Here is a 22,242-nt window from a genome sequence, read left to right on the forward strand (position 1 = left end):
CCAATCCTCAGACGCGCTCGGCGCGCAGCGCCTCCCGGACCTTGATCTTCCCGCTGGTGCGCAGCAGCGCCCCGGCGTAGACCCGGCCGCCGAGCCGGACGATCAGCGCGATGGCGGCCAGCATCAGCGCCACGGCCAGCCCGACCTCCCAGGCAGCGACGTCGCCGGCGGCCTGCCGCACCGGCATGACCAGCGGCGAGAGCCCCGGCACGTACGACGTCACCCGGGCCAGGCCGCCGGAGGGGTCGGAGGCGGCCTGGATGCCGACGAAGAAGGCGACGATCAGGACCATGGACGTCGGCATGAGCACCGTGGCGAGGTCCTCCTGGCGGCTCACCAGCGAGGCCGCCACCGCGAAGACCGCGGCGTAGAAGGCGTAGCCGAGCAGGAACCAGGCGATCACCGTGAGCACGGTGCCGATCAGCTCCCCGGGCACCTCGACCACGTCGAAGGCGAGGACCCCCACGACGCCGACGACGCCGATCAGCACCATCTGGCCCAGCGCCAGCACCCCCAGGCCGAGGATCTTGCCGGCGAGCAACTGCCACGGGCGCATGGTCGCCAGCAGCAGCTCGACGACCCGGCTTGCCTTCTCCTCGACCACGCCCTGCGCGATGAACTGGCCGAACAGGATCAGCAGGCTGTAGAGCAGGACGACACCGATGATCGCCGTGACGACCCGCTGGCCGTCGGCCGCGGCGCCGCTCTCCAGCGGGGTGACCTCGACCTCGGGCACGTCCAGGCCGGTGAGGCCGGCCTCGGCGAGCTGCTCGGCGACGGCGAGCTGGCCGACCGCGCCCTGCACGACCGCCTGCAGGGCCCCGCCGGCGGACTCGCGCACCAGCAGCTCCGGGTCGGCGCCGGCCAGCAGGGCACCGTCGACCTCCTCGGCGTCCACCGCGGCGCGGGCGGCGGCCTCGTCGTCGAGCTCGACCACGGTGACGTCGACGTCCAGCGCCTCCCCCTGGGCCTCGAGAGAGGCGGTCACGGCGGGGGCGCCGCCCACGACGCCGACCCGCGTCCCGTCGCCGCCGGAGCTGACGACCACCTGGAAGGCCATCGCACCGACGATGGCGACCAGGATGACGATCGAGCTGATGATGAAGCTCTTGTCCCGGATCCGGGTGGAGAGCTCGCGCGCAGCGACCAGCCGGACCTTGGCGGTGCTGCTCAGGGTGCTCGGCGCGGTCACGCGGCCACCTCCTGCGGCTGGGCGACGGCTTCGCGGAACAGCTCCACGAGGGTGGGCTCGCGCCAGGCGAAGTGGGTGACCCGCCCGGTGCGGACGGCGGTCGCGAGGACGGCCTGGTCGTCGCCGCCGGCGCCGAGGTCGAGCAGCGTGTCACCGGCGGACTCCGAGACCACGCGGACGCCGGGCAGCGCGTCGGCCCAGCCCCGCGGCGCGTCGGGGACGACGACCCGGAGCAACCGGCCCGCCTCGCGCCGGCGCAGCTCGTCGACGGTGCCGGTGGCGACCATGCGGCCGCGGGCGAGGATGCCGACCGAGTCGCACAGCCGCTCGACGAGGTCCAGCTGGTGGCTGGAGAAGACGACGGGGACGCCGGTGCGCACCTGCTCCAGCAGCGCCTCGGCCAGGGAGTCGACGCCGACCGGGTCGAGGCCGGAGAACGGCTCGTCGAGGATGAGCACCTCGGGCCGGCTCACCAGGGCGGCGGCGAGCTGCACCCGCTGCTGGTTGCCCAGCGACAGCTTCTCCACCGGGTCGCCGCGGCGGTCACCGAGGCCGAGCCGGCCCACCCACTCCTCCGACGCCCTGGCCGCGGCGGCGGCGTCCATGCCGTGCAGCCGGGCGAAGTAGGTGACCTGCTCGCCGACCTTCATCTTCGGGTAGAGCCCGCGCTCCTCCGGCATGTAACCGATGCGGCTGCGGGCGGCCTCGTCCAGCGGGCGGCCCTGCCAGCGCACCTCGCCCGCGTCGGGCCTGACCAGCCCCATGGCGATCCGCATCGTCGTCGTCTTCCCCGCCCCGTTGGAGCCGCAGAAGCCGAACATCGACCCCGGCGCCACCGCGAAGCCCACGCCGTCGAGGACGCGGAGGTCGCCGAAGCTCTTCTGCAGCCCGTCGAACTCGAGCACCTGTCTCCTCCTGCTGCCGGCACCACCGCCGGAAACCGTAGCGGCGCTCACGATCACCGCGGGCCGACCGACCCGCCCCCGGGGGTGAATCGACCCCGACTGTTCACCTCGCGACCGCCGCGCCGGTGCGGTCTCATCGGCCCATGAGCGAGCGCGACGGCGTGGCCCAGCCGCCCTCCGGGGTGGGCCTGGAGCAGCTGCGGTCGGCAGCGGCCGGGTGCACGGCCTGCGAGCTGTGGCAGGACACCACCCAGACGGTGTTCGGCGAGGGGCCCGAGACCGCCCGGGTGGTCCTCGTGGGCGAGCAGCCGGGCGACCAGGAGGACCGGAAGGGCGAGCCCTTCGTCGGTCCGGCCGGCCGGCTGCTGGACAAGGCCCTGGCCGACGCCGGCATCGACCGGCGGGACAGCTACGTCACCAACTCGGTGAAGCACTTCTCGCACACGGTGAAGGGCAAGCGGCGGATCCACCAGACGCCGCGGCCGGAGCACCTGCGCGCGTGCCGGCCGTGGCTCGACGCGGAGCTCGCCATCCTGCAGCCCGACGTGGTGGTGGCGCTCGGCGCGACGGCGGCCAAGGGGCTGATCTCCCCGTCGTTCCGCATCACCCGCGACCACGGGCAGCTGCTGCCCTGGACGCCGCCGGGCGCGCCGGCGCCCACCGAGGATGACGACGAGGACGCGCCGCACCAGACGTGGATCCTCGCGACCACGCACCCGTCGGCGATCCTGCGCACCCCCGGCGAGGCCCGCGCCGCCGCCTACGACGCCCTGGTCGCCGACCTGCGCACGGTCGCCGCCACACTGGCCTGATCCCACTCTCCGGGAGTACCGGTGAGTAGGAACGGCAGGTGCCGGTTATGCCCTCCCGGCGTCCGGCCGGCCTCGCCACTCTCGGGGGCGGGCGAGCCCGGCCGGACCTTCCGTCAGCCGGTGCGGTCGACGGTCGAGCGGGAGGCCCGGAACAGCCAGAACGAGGGCACCAGCAGCGCGACGGCGACCATCGCGAGCACCACGACGACGCCGCCGGACACCATCGCGAACGAGACGCCCGCAGCGCTGGCCAGCGCACCGGCGCGCAGGTCGCCCAGCCGCGGGCCCCCCGTGACCACGACGATGAAGACGCCCTGCATCCGGCCGCGCATCTCCTCCGGGGCCGCCGTCTGAAGCATCGCGCTGCGCAGCACCGCGCTCACCATGTCCCCCGCCCCCGCGACGGCCAGGCACAGCACCGCCAGCCACAGCGTCGGGGCGTAGCCGAAGCCGATGATCGCCACGCCCCACACCGCGATCGAGACGATCACGACCGCGCCCTGCCGGTCGACCTTCGACACCCAGCCCGAGGTCAGCCCCATGACCAGCGCGCCGATCGAGATCCCCGCGAACAGCCAGCCCAGGCTGTTGGGCGAGTCGGCGTACCGGGTCTCGGACAGCTCGGGGAACACCGCCTGGGGCCAGGCGAACAGCATCGCGATGACGTCGACGACGAACGTCATGAGCAGCACGGGCTGGGTGCGCAGGAACGCGAAGCCCTCCCAGACCCCGTGCACGGCTGCACCCAGCCGCAGTTTCCCGGCGTCCCGGCCCGGAGGCAGCGGCGGCAGCCCGCGGAGCAGCACGGCGGCGACCACGAAACCGACGGCGTCGATGGCGTAGGCGGTGAACAGGGACCCGAGGCCGATCAGCAGCCCCGCGAGGAGCGGGCCCACGATCACGCCGATCTGCCGGACGGTCATGGCGAGCGCGTTCGCGGCGGGCACGCCGGCCGTGCCCACGAGCGCCGGGATGACGGCGTAGCGGGTCGGTGAGTTGACGGCGGTGAAGGCGGAGACCGCCGCGGTGAGGATCCACAGGAGGACGAGGTTCCCCCCACCCGGGAGCAGCGCCTGCGCCGCGAGCAGCGCGCTGGTCACCGCCGCGCCGACCGAGGTGACCACCAGCAGCCGCCGGCGGTCCATGGCGTCCGCGATCGCGCCGCCGAGGAGCCCGAAGACGACCAGCGGGACGAGCGCGACGATCGACGTCACGCCGACCATGAACGACGAGCCGGTCAGCAGGTAGACCTGGAAGGGGACGGCCACCAGCGTCATCTGCTGGCCGATCGTGGTGGTGGCGATGCCCCAGAAGAGCCGCCGGAAGCGCGGGTCCCGCAGCGGCGTGGTGTCGATCGCCCAGCCCCGCCGGCGCACCCGCTCCGGGACGGGCTCCTCGACCGGCGCACCGCCCTCGACCGGGTCGACCGGCTGGCTCACGGCGCGAGCCGCTGCACGATCCAGCCCCCGCCCTCGGCCGAGTCGCGCACGAACCGCAGCCGGTCGTGCAACCGGTCCGCGCCGCCCTGCCAGAACTCCACCCGGTCGGGCACCACCCGGTAGCCACCCCAGACCTCGGGCCGGGGCAGCTTCCCCTCCGGCGTCTGCTCGTCCAGCAGCCGCACGCGCGCCTCGAGCTCCTCCCGGGAGTCGACGACGGTCGACTGCACCGAGGCGACGGCGGCCAGCTGCGACCCGCGCGGCCGGGGGTCCCACAGCCCGTCGGAGGCGGCGTCGCCGATCCGCTCCACCCGCCCGCCCACCCGCACCTGCCGCTGCAGCGCGTGCCAGGGGAAGACGAGCGCGGCCCGCGGATTCACCGCCAGCTGCGCACCCTTGGCCGAGGCGTAGCTGGTGCCGAAGACGATGCCGTCGGTGTCGTAGCCCTTCATCAGCACGATCCGGGCGTCCGGGGCGCCGTCGGCGTCGGCGGTCGCCACGACGACGGCGTTGGGCTCGGGGAGCTCTGCGGCGACCGCGTCGGCGAACCAGCGGTCGAACTGCTCGACCCACGTGGGGGCGAGCTCCTCCTCGCGCAGCCGCCCCAGCGTGTAGTCGTTCCGCATGCGGGTCAGGTCGGGCACGCCGTCATGCTGACACCGGGCGCGCGCGGCGGCTCGGGAGGGCGCTCGCACCGCCCCCCGTGTGCCGGCGCGGGGTGGACGGCCTAGGGTCGGCAGGCAATCCGTGCGCCAGTTCCCTGCGCGCACGTGGTCCGCGCGCAGAGGAGCATGCGAGATGGCCGACGACTTCGTACCCGGCCTGGAAGGCGTCATCGCCTTCGAGACCGAGATCGCCGAACCGGACAAGGACGGCGGTGCACTGCGCTACCGCGGCGTCGACATCGAGGACCTGGTCGGCAAGGTCACCTTCGGCAACGTCTGGGCGCTGCTGGTCGACGGCAAGTTCGGCCCCGGGCTGCCGCCGGCCGAGCCGTTCCCCATCCCGGTGCACAGCGGCGACGTGCGCGTCGACGTGCAGGCCGCCCTGGCGATGCTGGCCCCCTTCTGGGGCTACCGCCCGCTGCTCGACATCAGCGCCGACGAGGCGCGCGACCAGCTGGCCCGCGCCGCGGTGATGGCGCTGTCCTACGTCGCCCAGTCCGCCCGCGGCATCGGCGTCCCCGCCGTCCCGCAGAGCCGCATCGACGAGGCCGCGACGATCGTCGAGCGCTTCATGGTCCGCTGGCGCGGCGAGCCCGACCCCCGCCACGTGGCCGCGGTCGATGCCTACTGGACCTCCGCCGCCGAGCACGGGATGAACGCCTCGACGTTCACCGCCCGCGTCATCGCCTCCACCGGCGCCGACGTCGCCGCCGCCATGTCCGGCGCGATCGGCGCGATGTCCGGCCCGCTGCACGGCGGCGCCCCCTCCCGGGTGCTGCACATGCTCGACGACGTCGAGAAGACCGGCGACGCCGAGAAGTACGTGAAGGACCTGCTCGACCGCAAGGAGCGGTTGATGGGCTTCGGCCACCGGGTCTACCGCGCCGAGGACCCGCGCGCCCGCGTGCTGCGCCGGTCGGCGCAGGAGCTAGGCGCCCCGCGTTTCGAGGCCGCCCTGGCCCTGGAGAACGCCGCCCTCAAGGAGTTGCGCGAGCGGCGCCCCGACCGGCCGGTCGAGACCAACGTGGAGTTCTGGGCGGCGATCGTCCTCGACTTCGCCGAGGTGCCCAGCCACATGTTCACCTCGATGTTCACCTGCGCCCGCACCGCCGGCTGGTGCGCGCACATCCTCGAGCAGAAGAACACCGGCCGTCTCGTGCGCCCGTCGGCCCGCTACATCGGGCCCGAGCCCCGCAAGCCCGAGGCCGTCGAGGGCTGGGACACCATCAACCACCAGGCCGCCCAGCCGGCCTGACGAAGGACCACCCTTCCCCCCACGCCTCGCGAGCTCGGCGTGGGGGGAAGGGTGGATGTTCCAGCACGTCACCTCGAGAGGCTTCGCCCGGCATGACCGTCACCATCCCCGCCGCGCTGCTGCCGGCCGACGGCCGGTTCGGGTGCGGGCCGTCCAAGGTGCGCCCCGAGGCGTTGCGCGCCCTGGCCGGCGCGGGGGCGGCGGTCATGGGCACCTCGCACCGCCAGGCCCCGGTGCGGGCGCTGGTCCGCCGGATCCGGGAGGGGCTCACCCAGCTGTTCGACCTCCCGGACGGCTACGAGGTGGTGCTCGGCAACGGCGGGACCACCGCCTTCTGGGACGCCGCGCTGTTCGGGCTGATCCGCGACCGCGCCGCTTTCGGCACCTACGGCGAGTTCTCCGCGAAGTTCGCCGCCGCGGCGGCGGAGGCGCCCTTCCTCGGCGACCCGGTCGTCGTCACCGCCCTGCCCGGTTCCCTGGCGGTGCCGGCCGCGACCCCGGGCGTCGACGCCTACGCGTGGGCGCACAACGAGACCTCGACCGGCGTCATGGCCCCGATCTCCCGGCCCAGCGGCACCGAGGACGCCCTCGTGCTCGTCGACGCCACCTCCGGCGCCGGCGGCCTGCCCGTCGACGTCTCGCAGACCGACGTCTACTACTTCGCCCCGCAGAAGTCCTTCGCCGCCGACGGCGGGCTGTGGGTGGCGCTGATGTCGGCCGACGCACTGCAGCGGATCGCCCAGATCAAGGCGTCGGGCCGCTGGGTGCCCGGCTTCCTCGACCTCTCCGTCGCCGTCGAGAACTCCGCGAAGGACCAGACCTACAACACCCCGGCCGTCGCCACGCTGTTCCTGCTCGCCGACCAGATCGACTGGATGCTGTCCCTGGGTGGCCTGACCGGCACCGTCGAGCGCACCCGCGAGTCCTCGTCGCGGCTCTACGGCTGGGCGGAGCGGTCGGCGTACGCCGCGCCGTTCGTCACCGAGCGCGACCACCGCAGCTACGTCGTGGGCACCGTCGACTTCGCCGGCTCCGTCGACGCCGCGGCGCTGGCCGCGACACTGCGCGCCAACGGCATCGTCGACGTGGAGCCCTACCGCAAGCTCGGCCGCAACCAGCTGCGGGTCGGCATGTTCCCCGCCGTCCACCCGGACGACGTGCAGGCGCTGACGGCGTGCATCGACTACGTCGTGGAGCGCCTGTAAGGGCGGCGGGAGCCGGCCCCCGCGGGGCCGGAGCCGGTCGGGCAGCCGACCGGGGGGTCGTGCAGGGTTTCTCGGTGGAGGTGGGTGTGGGACCCGGTGTGCCCGCGGGCGCCGACGGTGGTGAGCTCTTCGCCGCCGGGGGCGAGGCCGCGCGGCTGATGGCGGCCTTCGACTGGTCCGCGACCTCGGTGGGCCCCGTCGAGACGTGGCCGGTGAGCCTTCGCATGGCCGTCCGCACGGTGCTGGTCTCGCGGTTCCCGATGATCGTCTGCTGGGGCCCCGACCTGCTGCAGTTCTACAACGACGCCTACGCCCCGGTGCTCGGCGCGAAGCACCCGGCGATCGGCAAGGACATCCGGCTCACCCAGCCCGAGACGTGGGACGCCCTGCGGCCACCCATCGAGCACGCGATGAGCACCCTCGACGCGTCGTGGATGCCCGAGCTGCTGCTGCCGCTGGAGCGGGCCGGGTACCGGGAGGAGACCTACTTCACCGTCTCCCACGCACCGGCCTTCGACGACGACGGCCGGGTCGCCGGCATCCACGCCGTCTGCGCCGAGGTCACCCACGAGGTGCTCGGCCGCCGCCGCCAGCACCTGCTGCGCCAGCTCGCCGCCGTGGGCACGCAGCTGGGCGAGGAGGCCGAGGTGGTCGCCGCCATGTGCCGGACACTGACCCAGGACTGCCTGGACGTACCCTTCGCCGCGGTGTACCTGGCCGAGCCCGGCGACGCGCGGTTCCGCCTGGTGTCCGCCGCCGGGTGCCCCGCCGACCTGCTGCCGGCCACCGCACCGCTGGACCCGGCGGGGTTCCCCGGCGACGTGGCCGCGCTCGGAGTCGTCGGCGGCCCGTTCGGCGATCCGGTCACCGATGCGGTGGTGCTGCCGCTGCCCACCGGCGGCGACGGCGGACCGCTCGGCCGGCTGGTGGTCGGCCGCAACCCGAACCGCGCACTGGACGCGGACTACACCTCCTTCCACGACGTGATGGCCGGGCAGTTCGCCGCCGCCGTCACGACCGTCCGGGCGTTCGAGAGCGAGCGGCGGCGGGCCGAGTCCCTCGCCGAGCTCGATCGCGCCAAGACGACGTTCTTCGCCGACGTCAGCCACGAGCTGCGCACGCCGCTCACCCTGCTGCTGGGCCCGCTCGTCGACGTGCTCGAAGACCCCGACGTCGCGCTCACCCCCGATGTGCGCGAGCTGGTCACCCTGGCCGTCCGCAACGGCCGGCGGCTGCGACGCCTGGTCGACGACCTCCTGGACTTCGCCGGCATCGAGGCCGGGCGGGCCACGCCGGTGCGGGTCGAGACGGACGTGGCCACCTTCACCGCCGAGCTCGCCGGCATCTTCCGGTCGGCCGCCGAGCGGGCCGGGCTGCGCCTCACCGTCGACTGCCCGCCCCTGGACCGCGCGGCCCACGTCGACCCCCGCATGTGGGAGAAGATCGTCGTCAACCTCCTCGCCAACGCGGTGAAGTACACCTTCGTGGGCGGGATCGACGTGGCCCTCCGCGGGACCGACGACCGCCTCGTGCTCACCGTCGCGGACACGGGCGTGGGCATCGTCGCCGAGGAGCTCCCCCGGCTGTTCCAGCGCTTCCACCGCGTCGCCGGGGCGGCCGCCCGGACGCGCGAGGGCACCGGGATCGGCCTGGCGCTGGTGCAGGAGCTCGCCGCGCTGCACGGCGGCACCGTCACGGTCACCAGCGAGCCGGGGCGCGGCAGCACCTTCACCGTCGCCCTGCCGTACGGCACCCCCGACACCGCGACCGACGGCGACGCGGCCGCCCCCTCCGACGCCGCCCGCGGGGAGGCCGAGGGCTGGGAGCAGGCCGGCTCACGCCCGTCCGGGCGGCCCGACGGCTCCCCGGACGCGGCCGAGGTGCTCGTGGTCGACGACAACGCCGACATGCGCGGCTACCTGGCCCGGCTGCTGCGGCCCTTCTGGGCGGTGCGCACGGCGGCCGACGGCGAGGAGGCGCTCGCCGCGGTGGCCGAGCGGCGCCCGGCCCTCGTGCTGACCGACGTGATGATGCCCGGGGTGGACGGCTTCGAGCTGCTCCGGGCGCTGCGCGCCGACCCGGCCACCCGCCACCTCCCGGTGATCATGCTGACCGCGCGGGCCGGGCAGGAAGCCTCCGTCGAGGGGCTGGAGGCCGGCGCCGACGACTACCTGGCCAAGCCGTTCCGCGCCGCGGAGCTGCTCGCCCGGGTCCGGGTGGCGCTCGAGCGGGGAGCCGGGCGCGCCGTGGCCCCGGCAGGGCCCGGCGGGGTCGCCGAGCCACCCCCGCCAGCGACCTCCCCACTGCCCGCCCTGCTGGTCGCCACGGCGGTCGGGCGGCCGGGGCCGGTGCCCGCTCCCGAGCCCCGGCCCGGCACCCCGGACGGTGGGCACCGGGCGCACTGGCGGCTGCCGTCCGCGCTCTCGTCCATCCCCGTCGTGCGCCGCCGACTCCGCAGCCTGCTGGCCGACGCCGGGGTCGGCGAGGAGCAGTCCTACGACCTCCTCCTGGCAGCGTGCGAGGCGGCCAGCAACGCGATCGAGCACGCCCAGCACCCGACCGAGCCGGTCATCGAGGTGATCGCGGTCGTCGAGGACGGCGTCGTGGAGATCACCGTCCGCGACCACGGCCAGTGGCGGGAGCGCGTCCCGAGCATGGACCGCGGCCGCGGCTCGACGATCATGAGCGCCGTCGCCGAGGTCACCGCCGTCCCGAGCCCCAAGGGGACGACGGTCCGGATCCGGTCGGCGCTGCGGCCGGCCGGCTGAGCCGCCGGCGCGGGAGTCGAGGCTCGCCCACCGGCCGGGGTTCGACCGCGGCCGTCAGCGCAGCAGCCAGGTGTCCTTGGTCACGGGGCCCGCCCCCAGCACCCTGGTCAGCGCGAGCGGCAGCGTGGTCGTGGTTCCCCCGGCCACCGAGAACACCCGCAGCTCCACCGGCCGCGGACGCAGGCACCCGTCGACCAGCGTGGGCGCCGTGGAGGGGATCAGCGGCTCACGGGCCACGAACCGGTGCGGGGCGGCGGTGATCTCGGCGCGCAGCGCGGCCAACTCCTCCCCCGAGCAGGTCGGGCCGTGCACGAGGCGCCGGCCGCCGTACCCGGCGACGGTCTCCACCTCGAGCTCGTGCAGCCGGCCGGCGACCTCGGCGCACGCGGCCGGGTCGGCGAGCACCCAGGTGCGTGCCGACGCCAGCAGCGGCTCCTCGCCGAGGTAGAAGCGGATCATCGCCGGCACCCACGCGTAGCCGGCCGCGTCGTCGGCCACCCCGTTGCCGGGCACGTTGGCCAGCCCCAGCCGCCCGGCCCGCACCGCCTCGGTGAGGGCCGCGTCCAGCGGCACCCCCGCACCGGTCGGGTAGGCGCCGAGCAGCGCGTCGTCGAAGCGCCGGTAGAGGACGTCGACGGGGACACGGCCACCGTCGACGGCGGCCTCCACCCCCCCGTCACCGCGCGGCCAGAGGTCGCCGGCCCGCACCAGCGGGGCGTCGAGCGCCTCGGCGAGCACCCGGTGCTCGAACCAGGCGCCGTCGCTCTCGCCCTGGGTGAGCACCGCCGTGCGTGGCGACCCGGCGGCCCCCGGCGGGGCGGCGTCCGCCAGCGCGCCGGACAGCAGCGGGATCGCGTCGGCGGGGTCCCGGAGCCGCTCCCCGGCGGCGGCGGGGAGCTGCGGCAGCAGCGCGCGGGCGCTGTCCCGGTCGGCGAGCGCGTAGCCGATGCCCGACGGCGCGCGCAGGTGGTCGCGGACCACCGCCCAGCCCCCGTCGCCGGTGCGGACGAGGTCGGCCGCGGCGACGGCGGCGCGCGGCTGCCCCCGCCAGGCGCGGGAGACGGCGTCGGGGTCCCGGCCGGGGCCGTGCGCCACCGCCCACTCGGGCAGGGCACCGGCCCGCACGATCTCTGCCGCGCGGTCCGGATCGCTGCGCCGCCGGCCCGCGGGCCGGTAGGCGTCGTCGAGGAAGGCGTTCAGCGCGCGGTGCCGCTGGGCCATCCCGGCCGACACCGCCCGCCACGCGCCGGCGTCGACCAGCCGCGGCACCGGGTCCAAGGCGACCGGGCGCAGCTGCTGCCGGCCGTCGGCCCACGTGCCGACGACGACGCCGCGCTCCTGCCGCCGCCGCGCCAGCTCCGCCTCCGCGGCCGCGAGCCCGGGGGCACCCAGCCGCTCGAGGACGGCGACCGGCCCGGCCCAGCCGTCGCGCAGCCGGCCGTCGGCCCCGACGGCCTCGTCGGTGCGGTCGGTGGGGTAGCCGGCGAAGAGTTCCCCGCTCACAGCCACCGATCGAACCAGGCGGCGAGCCGCTCGCCCAGTTCGACCAGGTTCTCCCGGCCCACGATCGCGTGGCCCTCGCCCGGGAAGAGCAGCAGGTCGGCGCGGGCACCGCGGGCCTGCAGCGCCTGGTGGGCCTGCACCGACTCGGCAACGGGCACGTTGGTGTCACGGTCCCCGTGGGCAAGCAGCACCGGGGCGGTCAACCGGTCCAGGGTCGTCATCGGGGAGAGCGCGGCCAGCATGTCGCGGTCGGCGACGGGGTCGCCGTACTCGGTCACCGAGGCCGCGGCCATCCACGGCTCGGTGCCGGCGAAGAAGGTGCGCAGGTCGCTCATGCCGGCCAGCGAGGTACCGGCCGCGAACAGCTCCGGCCAGCGGGTCAGCGCGACCAGGGTGAGGTACCCGCCGTAGGACCAGCCGTGCGCGCCGACCCGGCCCGGCTCGGCGATGCCCGCCGTCACCAGCTCGTCCACCGTCGTCCGGACGTCGGCGAAGGAGGCCTCGCGCGCCGGCCCGTCATCGGCGGTCATGAAGGCGCGGCCGAAGCCGCCGGAGCCCCGCACGTTGGGGGCGAAGACGGTGAGCCCCGCAGCCACCATGCTCTGCGTGATCGGCGACCAGTTCGGCCGCGCCTGGCCCTCGGGGCCGCCGTGGAAGCTGACCACCGTGCGGTTGGGGCCGCGGCTGCCCGCCGGCTCGTACAGCCACCCGGAGAGCCGGACGCCGTCGGGGCCGACGTACTCGTGGCGCACCGGCTCGACCAGCCCCGTCAGCCGCCGCCGCGCGGGCGAGCAGGGCAGCGGCTCGGGGGTGGCGCCGTCCAGCGGCACCCGCCACAGCCCCCGGGGCGCACGCGGTCCGGAGAGCTCGGCGACCAGGGCGTCGCCGTCGGCGGCCGGCGCCCAGCCGGAGAGCACCGGCTCGGGCAGCTCGATCCGCCGCACGACGGCGCCGTCGCAGCGCGCGTGCAGCCACAGCTCGCTCACCCCGTCGGCGTTCCACACCGCGAGGACGGTGCCGTCGGGGCGGACCGCGTACCCGTCCAGGTCGGCGTCGGCCCGCTGCAGGACGACCCGACCCCGCCCCGGCACGCCGTCGGCGTCGAGGGGGACCGCGACCAGCCCGGCGCGGTCGGCCCCGGGCGGGCCGGGGAGCGCGGCGCGCACGTGCACGGTGGCCCCGCCGTCGGTGAAGCGGCCGTCCTCGGAGGCGATCCCGCCGGGGGCGTCGAGGGGCACCACCCGCCGCTGGATGTCGGTCGCGACGTCGATGACGACGATGTGGCGGTAGGCGCGCGGCCCGCGCCGCGCCAGCACCGTGCGCCGGTCGGCGGAGACCGCGGTCACGGCCAGGAACCCCCCGGAGGCGAGCGTCCGCTGCTCGCCGGTGACCACGTCGACCAGCACGACGTCGGCATCGGGCCCGGAGCCCGGGGCGATCGAGCAGGCGTAGCGCCGGGCGTCCACCCAGCAGCCGGCGAAGACGGCCGCCCGCGGGTCGGCGCCGGCGACCAGCCGGTGACCCGTGCCGTCGGGGCGGACCACGTGCAGCTCGGCGCAGATGGAGCCGCCGGGGCTCACCAGGTAGGCCAGCCGCTCCCCGTCGGGGGACCAGGAGACGGAGATGACCTCCTGCTCGGCCCCCGACACCTGGAGCGGAGGGGTCCGCCCGTCCAGCGCGGCGACCTCGAGCCGGGGCAGCCCGGTCCGGTCGGTGACGTAGGCGACACGGCGGCCGTCGGGCGACGGCGCGGGGCACCAGGCGGCGGTCGCCCCGGCGATCCCGGCGATGGCCCGGCGGACCGCGGCGGGGAGCGCCTCCGGCGGCGCGAGCACCTCCAGCGCTGCGCAGCCCGCGGGCGCGGCCGTCCACTGCTCGGTCACGGGACTGGCCATCGCTCCTCCTCGGCTCGGTGCGGCGCCGCCGGCGAGCCCCCCACTGTGGCGGGGGTTCGTTTCCGGCACGTGTCAGCGCTGTCATCGGCGTGCGTCGTGCTCGCCCGCACCCCCCGCCGGAGGGAGCTGAGCCACCCCGCGCCCGGCCACGCCACGCCGGGGCGCCTGCGCGCCGAGCGCGGCCGGTCCCGATAGCCTCGGAGACCGGGGTCTCGTCCGGGCCCGCCGCGCCGGCTGCAGGAGGTCGCCCATGCGCACGCTGCGCCTCGTGGCTCTCTCCGACGACGGGAAGAGCCTCGTCCTCGTCGCGGACAGCCCCGAGCACCCCGAGGGCGAGCGGTTCGAGCTCCCGATCGACGAGCGCGTGCGCGCCGCGGCCCGGGGGGACGCCCGCCGGCTCACCCAGATCGACGTCGACCTCGGCACCGAGCTGCCGCCCCGGGTCATCCAGTCGCGCATCCGCGCCGGCGAGACCCCCGAGCAGGTCGCCACCGCCACCGGCGCCCGGGTGGAGCGGATCATGCGCTTCGCACACCCCGTGCTGCAGGAGCGCGAGCGCGTGGCCACGCAGGCCCGCGAGGCGCGCGTCCGGCTCACCGAGGGCGCGCCGGGCGCCGTGCTCCAGCAGTTCATGGTCGAGCGGCTGCGGCTGATCGACACCGACATCGACGCCGTCCGGTGGGACGCCTTCCGCGACGAGGACGGCACCTGGGTGGTCACCGGCGAGTGGCGCGCCGGGGCGAAGTCCGGCACGGCCCGGTGGAACTTCGACCTGCCGTCCCGCACCGTCACCCCGGGCGACGCGGCGACGACGGACTTCGCCGAGGGCACCCGCCTCGTGCGGGTCGTGCCCGAGGTGCCTGCCGGGCTGCCCACGCCGGCGCCCCGCAGCCGCCCCGTGGCGGTGGTGCGCAACCCCGAGCCGGCGCCGGCCCCCGCCGCGGCGGAGGACGCCCACGTCCGCGACGTGCACGCCCCCGACGGCAGCCCGGCCGACGACGACCCGATGGCCGCCCTGCTGGACGAGGTCGCCGAGCACGACACCGTGGTGCTCGGCCGGGGCGGCGGCGAGGGCACGGACGACGACGAGGACCCGCGCGCCCGCATCCCGGCGTGGGAGGACATCGTCTTCGGGGTCCGCCGCAACCGCTGACCGGATCCGCGTGGAACCCCGCGCGCGGCTGGGTAGTTGATCCGGTATGAGTGCTTCGGTGTCGATGCCGCTGGGCGGCGTGCAGGTCGGGTCCTTCGACAGCTACGAGCGGGCGCAGGCCGCCGTCGACCACCTCTCCGACGAGAAGTTCGCGGTCGAGAACGTGACCATCATCGGGACCGACCTGCGCATGGTGGAGACCGTGACCGGCCGCATGACCATGGGCCGGGCGATCGCCGCCGGTGCCGCGGCCGGCGCGTGGTGGGGTCTCTTCGTCGGGCTCCTGCTGGGCATCTTCGCCCCCGACGGCTCCGGCTGGATCGGCTCCGTGCTGACCGGCCTGCTCATCGGTCTGGCCTTCGGCGCCGCGTTCGGCGGGATGGGCTACGCGGCCACCCGCGGCAAGCGCGACTTCACCAGCACCAACAAGATCATCGCCAGCCGGTACGACATCATGTGCCACCCGGCGCACGCCGAGGAGGCCCGCGCCCTGCTCGCCCGCTTCTCGCTGCGCGCGGGCTGACGGAGCCCGGGCGGCGGAGCGCGGCTAGCGCAGCGCGGCGAAGGCCACGGCCGCCGCGGCGGCCACGCCGAGGGAGTCGACCCCGCTGCGCATCGGGATCCGGGCCCGCACCCGGGCCGCCCGCTGCGCCTCCGGCGTCAGCCCCGGCCCCTCCGCGCCCAGCAGCACCGCGGTGCGCGGGTGGGCCACGGGATCGATGCCGGCCAGGTCGACGGCGTCGGCGGCGGGGGTGAGCGCGACGGTGAGGTAGCCGGCGTCGTGCAGCAGGTCGAGCCCGGCGGGCCAGTCGGGCAGCACGGCGAACGGCAGCGACAGCACGTGCCCCATGGACACCCGCACCGACCGCCGGTAGAGCGGGTCGGCGCAGCGCGGGTCCAGCAGCAGGCCGTCGACCCCCAGCGCCACCGCGGATCGGGCGATCGACCCCAGGTTCTCGGCGTCGTTCAGCGCCTCGAGGACGGCCAGCCGGCGCGGCGCCGCCGGATCGGGCCCGGCGAGCAGCCCGTCCAGGTCGGCGGACGGGCGGCGGTCGGCCGAGGCGACGACGCCCCGCGTGAGGCGGAACCCGATCACCTCCGAGAGCACCCACTTGTCGGCCTCGTAGGCCGGCACGTCGTCGGGCAGGTCGAGCGCGCTCACCCGCCCGGGCACCCCGAGCACCGCCCGCACCCGGTAGGGGGAGGCGAGCAGCCGCTGGACCGCGGGGACGCCCTCCACGATCACCGGACCGGTGCCGCGTGGCGTGCCCGCGGGCCGGTCCCCCGCCTTGAGGTCGCGGAAGTCGGCCACCCGCTCGTCGGTCGGGTCGGTGATGGTCTCGGGCACCCGGTGATTCTGCCGGGCGGGCGCCGACGGGTCGCGGCACCCAGGATCGGGACGTGACCCCCGACAACGCTCGCGTGACCGTCATCGGCGCCGGCATCGCCGGCCTCGCCTGCGCCCGCGCCCTCCGGGACGCCGGCCGCGACGTCCAGGTGCTGAACCGGGGGCGGGGCCCGGGCGGCCGGCTGTCCTCGCGCACGGTGCGTGGCCGGGCGGTCGACCTCGGCGCCTCCTACCTCACCGCGAGCGACGGGTCCCCGTTCGCCGCCGTGGTGGCCGACTGGGTGGACCGCGGCCTGGCCCGGCCCTGGACGGACACCTTCGCGGTGCTCGGACCGGAGGGGCTCCGGGAGCGGAAGTCCGGACCGCTGCGGTACGGGACGCCGGCCGGGTCGCGCAGCCTGGCCGTCGACCTCGCCACCGGGCTGTCCGTCCGGTCCGGGACCACCGTCCGGGAGGTGACCGCCGGCCCCGCCGTCGACGGGCGGGCCGTGCCGGCCGCCGTCCTGGCCATGCCCGGGCCCCAGGCCGCCCGGCTGCTCGACCCGGCCGGCCGGGCGGGGCGCCTGGCCACCGCGGAGAGCTGGCAGCCGGCCCTCGCGGTGGTGCTGGGCTGGCGCCGGCGGCGCTGGCCGGCCGATCTGCACGGCGCCTTCGTGCACGACGACCCGGCCGTGGAGTGGATCGCCGACGACGGCGACCGCCGTGGCGACGCCGCCCCGGTGCTGGTCGCGCACACGACGGCCGGCCTGGCCGCCGAGCACCTCGGGGACCCCGCTGCCGCCGTGCCGGCCGTCGTGGCGGCCGTGCGGTCCGCCCTCGGCATCGACGTGGAGCCCGAGTGGACGGAGGTCCACCGCTGGACGTTCGCCCGGCCGGCCGCGCCGCGGGAGGAGCCGTTCGGTCTGGTCGACGGGATCGGGCTCTGCGGGGACGGGTGGCACGCACCGGCGAAGGTCGAGGGCGCCTGGTCCTCGGGCACCGCGCTCGGCCGCGCGCTGGCCCGTTGACGAGGTGAAGGAACTCACCTAGCGTTGAGTTCATCACCCGTTGAGTTCCTGGGAGTGCGTCATGGACGCCATCACCGTCACCGATCTCGTCGTCGACCGCGGGAAGCGCCGGGTGCTGCCCGGGCTGTCCTTCACCGTCCCCGCGGGCCAGGTCACCGGGCTGCTGGGCCCCAGCGGCAGCGGGAAGACCACCCTGATGCGCGCCCTCGTCGGCGTGCAGCGCATCCGCTCGGGCACCGTCACCGTCCTCGGCGAGCCGGCCGGCTCCCCCGGGCTGCGTCCCCGCGTCGGCTACGTCACCCAGTCCCCGAGCGTCTACCCCGACCTCACGGTGCGGGAGAACGCCCGCTACTTCGCCACCCTGCAGGGGCGGCGGGCGGTGGACGCCGACGCCGCGATCGCCGACGTGGGGCTGGCCGACGCCGCCGGCCAGCTGGTCGCCGAACTCTCCGGCGGCCAGAGGGGCCGTGCATCCCTGGCCTGCGCCCTCGTCGGCGAACCCGAGGTCCTGGTGCTGGACGAACCGACCGTCGGCCTCGACCCGGTGCTCCGCGTCGAGCTGTGGGAGAGGTTCCACGCCCTGGCCGCCGCCGGGACGACGCTGGTCGTCTCCAGCCACGTGATGGACGAGGCGGGCCGCTGCGACCGGCTGCTGCTGCTCCGCGACGGCGAGCTGCTCGCCGACTCCACGCCGGCGCAGCTGCGCGCCGACGGCGGCTCCGAGGACCTGGAGGAAGCCTTCCTCGCCGTGGTCCGGGCCCGGACGGGGGTGGCGGCGTGACCACCGCCCTGGCGAACCCCCGCCTGACCACCGCCACCGCGGGCCGGGTCCTGCGCCAGCTGCGGCACGACCACCGCACCATCGCCATGATGCTGGTGCTGCCGAGCGCGCTGCTAGGGCTCCTCCACCTGCTGTGGCAGGACGTGCCCACGCTCCCCGGTCAGCCCGGCACCTTCGACCGCATCGGGCTGACGATGCTCGGGATCTTCCCGTTCGTGGTGATGTTCCTGGTGACCAGCATCGCGATGCTGCGGGAGCGCACCTCCGGCACGCTCGAGCGGCTGCTCACCACCCCGCTGGCCCGGCTGGACCTGCTGCTCGGCTACGGCCTGGCCTTCGGCCTGGCCGCCGCACTGCAGGCGGCCGTCACCGTGACGGTCGCGACGACGCTCTACGACCTCGACGTCTCCGGGTCGATCGGCCTCGTCGTGCTCATCGCCGTGGCCGACGCGGTGCTGGGCGTCGCCCTGGGGTTGCTGGCCAGCGCCTTCGCCCGGAGCGAGTTCCAGGCGGTGCAGTTCATGCCGGTGGTCGTGCTGCCCCAGTTCTTCCTCTGCGGGCTGCTCGTGCCCCGCGAGCAGATGGCCGGGTGGCTGCAGGCGATCAGCGACGTCCTGCCGCTCACCTACGCGGTGGAGGCGCTGCAGGAGGTCGGGCGGTCGCCGTCGGCGACCGGCACGATGTGGGTGGACGTCGGGATCGTCGCCGGCGCCGCCCTGCTCGCCCTCGCCCTGGCGGCGGCGACCCTGCGGAGGAGGACCAGCTGAGCGCAGCAGGACCGGCTCGACGGTCGGGACGGCGCCCCGGGAACCCCGACACCCGGGACGCCGTCCTGGCCGCGGCCCGCGAGGCGTTCGCCGAGCGCGGTTTCGACGGCGCGACCATCCGCGGGATCGCGGGCGCGGCCGGCGTCGACCCGGCTCTGGTGCACCACTACTTCGGCAACAAGGACAAGCTCTTCCTCGCCGCCATCGAGGCGCCCGCCAACCCGGCGGAGCTGCTGCCCGAGGTCCTCGCCGGCGGTCGCGAGAACCTGGGCGAGAACATCGTGCGGCTGCTGCTGCGGGTGTGGGACGGCCCGATGCGACCGGCGGCGCTGGCGCTGGTCCGCTCCGCCGTCGCCAACGAGTGGACGGCGAAGCTGCTGCGCGAGTTCCTCGTCTCGCAGATCCTGCGGCGCGTGGTCGGCACGTTGGGGCTGCCCACCGCCGAGCGGGAGGCGCGCGGCTCGCTGGCCGCCTCCCAGCTCATGGGCCTGGTCATGGCCCGGTACGTGCTGCGGGTGGAGCCGCTGGCCTCCGCCGCGCCGGAGTCGATCGTCGCGGCGGTGGGCCCGACGGTGCAGCGCTACCTCACCGGCGACGTGGCGCTGCCCCACCGCTGATCGTTCCGGGTCGGGTCAGTCACCGCGGGGCACTCAGCGCGGGCGGGGAGCGCGCGCCAGCTGACGGCTCTGCGCGACCAGCCGGCCGGTCGAGTCCCAGATCCGGTACTCCTCGTCGAGCCAGCCCCCGGCGATCTCGGTGGCCCGCGCCTCGGCCAGGCACCACCCGGGGGCGGGCCGCGCGCGCACCAGCACCTGGAGCTGGACGGTCGGCGCCCAGCCCATCAGCCCCATCGACCAGATCGTCGGGGGCAGCACGTCGGCGAAGAGCAGGAGCGCGAACGGGTCGGGATCCCGCCCGTCGGCGAGCCGCAGCCAGGCGCGCATGACCGGCTCCCCCGACGGGGTGCCCCTTACCCAGCCGGCGGTCGCCGGGTCCAGCCGGGTCTCCACCCGGTGCCGCAGCCCCACCGCGGGCACGGGGTGCCCGCCCATGTCGGCGCCCGGTTGCGCGTCCAGGCACTCCTCCACCGGCGGGACGTCGGGCGCCGGCACCGAGCGCAGCGGGGCGTCGTCCCCGAGCGTCGCCGTCGTCACCTGCACGCTGAGCGTGGGCCCCTCGGCACCGCTGAGGACGACGCCGGAGTGCCCGAGAGTGCGCCCGCCCGGGCCGGGCGTGACGGCCAGGGTGGCCGGGCCGGGCGGCGTCGCACGCAGGTAGCTGGCCGACACCGCCACCGGGTGCGGGTGCGGGTGCGGGCTGCCGGCGACGGCCGCCCGCGCGGCGACGGCGAGCAGGTACCCGCCGTTGAGGATGCCGCTGCCGACGTCCCAGCCGGGGTGCAGGTCGGCGGCGAAGCCGCCACCCTCGGCCCGCCGGACGGCGGTGGCGGCGTCGAAGTCGGAGAGAGCCTGGTCATCGTTCTGCGGCACGTCGGACAGCGTGCCAGGGTGGCCGGCGTGGACCACACCCACCTGGGCCGCAGCGGTCTGTCGGTCTCCCGGCTCTGCCTGGGGACGATGAACTTCGGCTGGAAGACCGGGGAGGGCGATTCCCACGCGATCCTCGACCGGGCCCTGGCCGAGGGCGTGAACTTCGTGGACACCGCGAACGTCTACGGCTTCGAGGCCGGCAAGGGCCGCACCGAGGAGGTGCTGGGCAGCTGGTTCGCCCAGGGTGGCGAGCGCCGGGAGCGGACGGTGCTGGCCACCAAGGTCTACGGCGGGATGTCCGACTGGCCCAACGACACCTTCCTCTCCGCCCGCAACGTCGTGCGCTCCTGCGAGGCCTCCCTGCGCCGGATGCGCACCGACTGGATCGACCTCTACCAGTTCCACCACGTCGACCTCGCGACGCCGTGGGAGGAGATCTGGCAGGCCTGCGAGACGCTGGTCGCCCAGGGCAAGGTGCTCTACGTCGGCTCCTCGAACCACGCCGGGTGGCAGCTGGCCGCGGCCAACGAGGCGGCGGCCCGCCGGCACTTCCAGGGGCTGGTGAGCGAGCAGTCGCACTACAACCTCCTCACCCGGCACGTGGAGCTCGAGGTGCTGCCCGCCGCGCAGCACTACGGCGTCGGGGTGATCCCTTGGAGCCCGCTGGCCGGCGGGCTGCTCGCCGGCGTGCTGGAGGAGGCCGGGGGCGGCCGGCGCGGCGAGGAGCGCACGCAGAAGCGGGTGGAGCGGCACCGCCCGGCGCTGGAGGCCTACGAGGCGCTCTGCCGGGAGCTGGGGCACGCGCCCGCCGACGTCGGCGTGGCCTGGCTCCTGCACCAGCCGGCCGTCACCGCGCCGATCGTCGGCCCGCGCACGATGGAGCAGCTCGAGGGCGGGCTGCGGGCGCTGGAGATCCGGCTCGACGACGCCACGCTGACCCGGCTCGACGAGATCTTCCCCGGCTACCGCCCCGCCCCCGTGGAGTACGCCTGGTGAAGGACCCCGTCGCCCCCCACGCCTCGCTCGATCGGCGCGGGGCCCTGCGACGGGGCCGGTTCCATCACGTCACCAGGGGCCAGCAGGCGAGCACCGTGTAGGCGGGGGCCGGGCCGAGGCGGCTCTCCCACAGCCGGATCCGGTCCACCGGCCACTCCGGCCCGCGGTAGCCGGCGAGCCGGTCGGTCAGCGTGGCGTCGGCGGGCCGGCCCGGCCGCCACCGGCCCAGGGTCAGGTGGGGCCGGAAGGGCCGTTCCTCCACCGGGAGCCCCAGGGCACGCGCGACCGCCGCCAGCCGCCCGGCCAGCGCCACCAGCGGGTCGACGTCGCCCTCCAGCCCCGCCCAGGCGACCTGGGGACGGCGCAGCGACCCGAACCGCCCGCCGCCGGCCAGTCGCAGCGTCATCGTCGGGGTCGCGGCCACCGCCGGCGCGGCGGCGGCCACCAGGCGGGGCACGAGCGGGTCGGGCACGGCCCCGAGGAACAGCAGCGTCAGGTGCCAGCGCTCGGGCCTGCCCCAGCGCGGCGCCCCCGGGAGGTCGCGCAGCGGCAGCAGGACGCGCTCGAGGTCGTGGCGCGCGCCCTCGGGCGGGTCGACGGCGAAGAAGAGCCGCCGTCCCGCCCCGGGGCTGCTCAGAGGGGCACCTGCAGGCCCGCGGCGCGCAGTTCGGCGGCGACCCGGAGCCGCTCGACCTCGCGGGCGCGGCCCTCCGGCAGACCCGCGAGCGCCGAGGCCAGGCCCAGCATGCCGGCCGCCTCGGTGAGGACGTCGTCGTACGCGGCCAGCAGCGCGCGGCGGCGCGCCATCGGCATCCCGGCCGGGACGAGCGCCACCTGGCGGCCGAGCCGGCGCACGTCGGCCGCCACGACCTCCAGGGCGCGTCCCGGGGGCGCCGGGTGGCGCGCCGCGTGACGGCGGGCAGACCACGCCTCGATCCGCCGGATGAGCGGTCCCAGGCCGGCGACCAGGCCGGCGAAGGCGGCGAGCAGTGCGACGAGCTGGATCAGCGCGGCCATGGCGTTCCCCTGCGCACGGGCGGGACGGGTGCAGCGAACGGTAC

The 22,242-nt window shown here is 76.1% G+C and carries 21 protein-coding genes; 11 read left to right on the top strand and 10 right to left on the bottom strand.

Translation table 11 applies throughout. The annotated features are described in order from the left end of the window. Positions 1-7: 7 nt before the first annotated feature. Together ACI792_RS01810 and ACI792_RS01815 are read right to left on the bottom strand one after the other, a co-directional pair. On the bottom strand, positions 8-1,192 hold the full coding sequence (locus ACI792_RS01810) for an ABC transporter permease (protein WP_456601057.1): 1,185 nt from the start codon (positions 1,190-1,192) through the stop codon (positions 8-10). Then, positions 1,189-2,097: an ABC transporter ATP-binding protein gene (locus ACI792_RS01815; protein WP_456601058.1), complete on the bottom strand. Its 909-nt coding sequence runs from the start codon at positions 2,095-2,097 to the stop codon at positions 1,189-1,191. The genes ACI792_RS01810 and ACI792_RS01815 overlap by 4 nt, the downstream gene beginning before the upstream one ends. A gap of 143 nt (positions 2,098-2,240) precedes the next feature. Here ACI792_RS01815 and ACI792_RS01820 point away from each other — a divergent pair, with 143 nt between their 5' ends. Further along, complete coding sequence (locus tag ACI792_RS01820; RefSeq protein ID WP_456601059.1) at positions 2,241-2,909, top strand: UdgX family uracil-DNA binding protein; 669 nt, start codon at positions 2,241-2,243, stop codon at positions 2,907-2,909. Positions 2,910-3,022: 113 nt separating this feature from the next. Here ACI792_RS01820 and ACI792_RS01825 read toward each other — a convergent pair whose 3' ends face one another. Together ACI792_RS01825 and pdxH are read right to left on the bottom strand one after the other, a co-directional pair. Next, on the bottom strand, positions 3,023-4,348 hold the full coding sequence (locus tag ACI792_RS01825) for an MFS transporter (protein WP_456601060.1): 1,326 nt from the start codon (positions 4,346-4,348) through the stop codon (positions 3,023-3,025). Further along, positions 4,345-4,992: a pyridoxamine 5'-phosphate oxidase gene (pdxH, locus tag ACI792_RS01830; RefSeq protein WP_456601061.1), complete on the bottom strand. Its 648-nt coding sequence runs from the start codon at positions 4,990-4,992 to the stop codon at positions 4,345-4,347. The genes ACI792_RS01825 and pdxH overlap by 4 nt, the downstream gene beginning before the upstream one ends. Before the next feature lie 154 nt (positions 4,993-5,146). On the opposite strand from pdxH, the gene ACI792_RS01835 reads away from it, so the two are divergent. The 3 genes from ACI792_RS01835 (at position 5,147) to ACI792_RS01845 (ending at position 10,241) form a co-directional block, all read left to right on the top strand. After that, positions 5,147-6,268 (top strand): citrate synthase 2, encoded by a 1,122-nt coding sequence (locus tag ACI792_RS01835; protein WP_456579476.1) that lies wholly within the window; start codon positions 5,147-5,149, stop codon positions 6,266-6,268. Between the two features lie 92 nt (positions 6,269-6,360). Continuing rightward, positions 6,361-7,473 (top strand): phosphoserine transaminase, encoded by a 1,113-nt coding sequence (gene serC, locus ACI792_RS01840; protein ID WP_456601062.1) that lies wholly within the window; start codon positions 6,361-6,363, stop codon positions 7,471-7,473. A 74-nt stretch (positions 7,474-7,547) separates the two neighbouring features. Then, positions 7,548-10,241 (top strand): ATP-binding protein, encoded by a 2,694-nt coding sequence (locus ACI792_RS01845; RefSeq protein WP_456601063.1) that lies wholly within the window; start codon positions 7,548-7,550, stop codon positions 10,239-10,241. 54 nt (positions 10,242-10,295) lie between these two features. Here the strand turns inward: ACI792_RS01845 and ACI792_RS01850 are convergent, their stop codons facing one another. Both ACI792_RS01850 and ACI792_RS01855 read right to left on the bottom strand, forming a co-directional pair. Next, on the bottom strand, positions 10,296-11,744 hold the full coding sequence (locus ACI792_RS01850) for a circularly permuted type 2 ATP-grasp protein (RefSeq protein ID WP_456601064.1): 1,449 nt from the start codon (positions 11,742-11,744) through the stop codon (positions 10,296-10,298). Beyond that, positions 11,741-13,639, bottom strand: coding sequence for a S9 family peptidase (locus tag ACI792_RS01855; protein ID WP_456601065.1), 1,899 nt, complete (start codon positions 13,637-13,639; stop codon positions 11,741-11,743). Before ACI792_RS01855 ends, ACI792_RS01850 begins: the two co-directional genes overlap by 4 nt. A gap of 250 nt (positions 13,640-13,889) precedes the next feature. On the opposite strand from ACI792_RS01855, the gene sepH reads away from it, so the two are divergent. Both sepH and ACI792_RS01865 read left to right on the top strand, forming a co-directional pair. Then, positions 13,890-14,792, top strand: coding sequence for a septation protein SepH (gene sepH / locus ACI792_RS01860; protein ID WP_456601066.1), 903 nt, complete (start codon positions 13,890-13,892; stop codon positions 14,790-14,792). Positions 14,793-14,838: 46 nt separating this feature from the next. Further along, positions 14,839-15,315 carry a general stress protein gene (locus tag ACI792_RS01865; protein WP_456601067.1) on the top strand — a complete coding sequence of 159 codons (477 nt, stop codon included), beginning with the start codon at positions 14,839-14,841 and terminating at the stop codon, positions 15,313-15,315. Between the two features lie 24 nt (positions 15,316-15,339). On the opposite strand, the gene ACI792_RS01870 is transcribed toward ACI792_RS01865, so the two are convergent. Then, entirely contained in the window at positions 15,340-16,140 is an 801-nt protein-coding gene (locus ACI792_RS01870; protein WP_456601068.1) for a TrmH family RNA methyltransferase, read from the bottom strand. A 53-nt stretch (positions 16,141-16,193) separates the two neighbouring features. On the opposite strand from ACI792_RS01870, the gene ACI792_RS01875 reads away from it, so the two are divergent. The 4 genes from ACI792_RS01875 to ACI792_RS01890 all read left to right on the top strand — a co-directional run bounded on the left by ACI792_RS01875 (position 16,194) and on the right by ACI792_RS01890 (position 19,312). Beyond that, the gene (locus ACI792_RS01875) at positions 16,194-17,147 is read left to right on the top strand and encodes an NAD(P)/FAD-dependent oxidoreductase (RefSeq protein WP_456601069.1); all 954 of its coding nucleotides are present in this window, start codon (positions 16,194-16,196) and stop codon (positions 17,145-17,147) included. Positions 17,148-17,208: 61 nt separating this feature from the next. After that, a complete protein-coding gene (locus ACI792_RS01880) occupies positions 17,209-17,928 on the top strand; it encodes an ABC transporter ATP-binding protein (protein ID WP_456601070.1) in 720 nt (239 codons plus the stop codon). Beyond that, positions 17,925-18,695: an ABC transporter permease gene (locus ACI792_RS01885; protein ID WP_456601071.1), complete on the top strand. Its 771-nt coding sequence runs from the start codon at positions 17,925-17,927 to the stop codon at positions 18,693-18,695. Before ACI792_RS01880 ends, ACI792_RS01885 begins: the two co-directional genes overlap by 4 nt. Then, positions 18,611-19,312: a TetR/AcrR family transcriptional regulator gene (locus ACI792_RS01890; RefSeq protein ID WP_456601072.1), complete on the top strand. Its 702-nt coding sequence runs from the start codon at positions 18,611-18,613 to the stop codon at positions 19,310-19,312. The genes ACI792_RS01885 and ACI792_RS01890 overlap by 85 nt, the downstream gene beginning before the upstream one ends. A 33-nt stretch (positions 19,313-19,345) precedes the next feature. On the opposite strand, the gene ACI792_RS01895 is transcribed toward ACI792_RS01890, so the two are convergent. Beyond that, entirely contained in the window at positions 19,346-20,185 is an 840-nt protein-coding gene (locus tag ACI792_RS01895) for a thioesterase family protein (RefSeq protein WP_456601073.1), read from the bottom strand. 27 nt (positions 20,186-20,212) lie between these two features. On the opposite strand from ACI792_RS01895, the gene ACI792_RS01900 reads away from it, so the two are divergent. Continuing rightward, the gene (locus tag ACI792_RS01900; protein ID WP_456601074.1) at positions 20,213-21,181 is read left to right on the top strand and encodes an aldo/keto reductase; all 969 of its coding nucleotides are present in this window, start codon (positions 20,213-20,215) and stop codon (positions 21,179-21,181) included. A 64-nt stretch (positions 21,182-21,245) separates the two neighbouring features. Here the strand turns inward: ACI792_RS01900 and thpR are convergent, their stop codons facing one another. Together thpR and ACI792_RS01910 are read right to left on the bottom strand one after the other, a co-directional pair. Then, positions 21,246-21,818, bottom strand: a complete 573-nt coding sequence (gene thpR, locus ACI792_RS01905) for an RNA 2',3'-cyclic phosphodiesterase (protein ID WP_456601170.1) — start codon at positions 21,816-21,818, stop codon at positions 21,246-21,248. Then, positions 21,815-22,198, bottom strand: coding sequence for a hypothetical protein (locus tag ACI792_RS01910; protein WP_456601171.1), 384 nt, complete (start codon positions 22,196-22,198; stop codon positions 21,815-21,817). Before ACI792_RS01910 ends, thpR begins: the two co-directional genes overlap by 4 nt. Positions 22,199-22,242: the final 44 nt, after the last annotated feature.

The sequence above is a fragment of the Blastococcus sp. SYSU DS0669 genome (assembly GCF_054050895.1).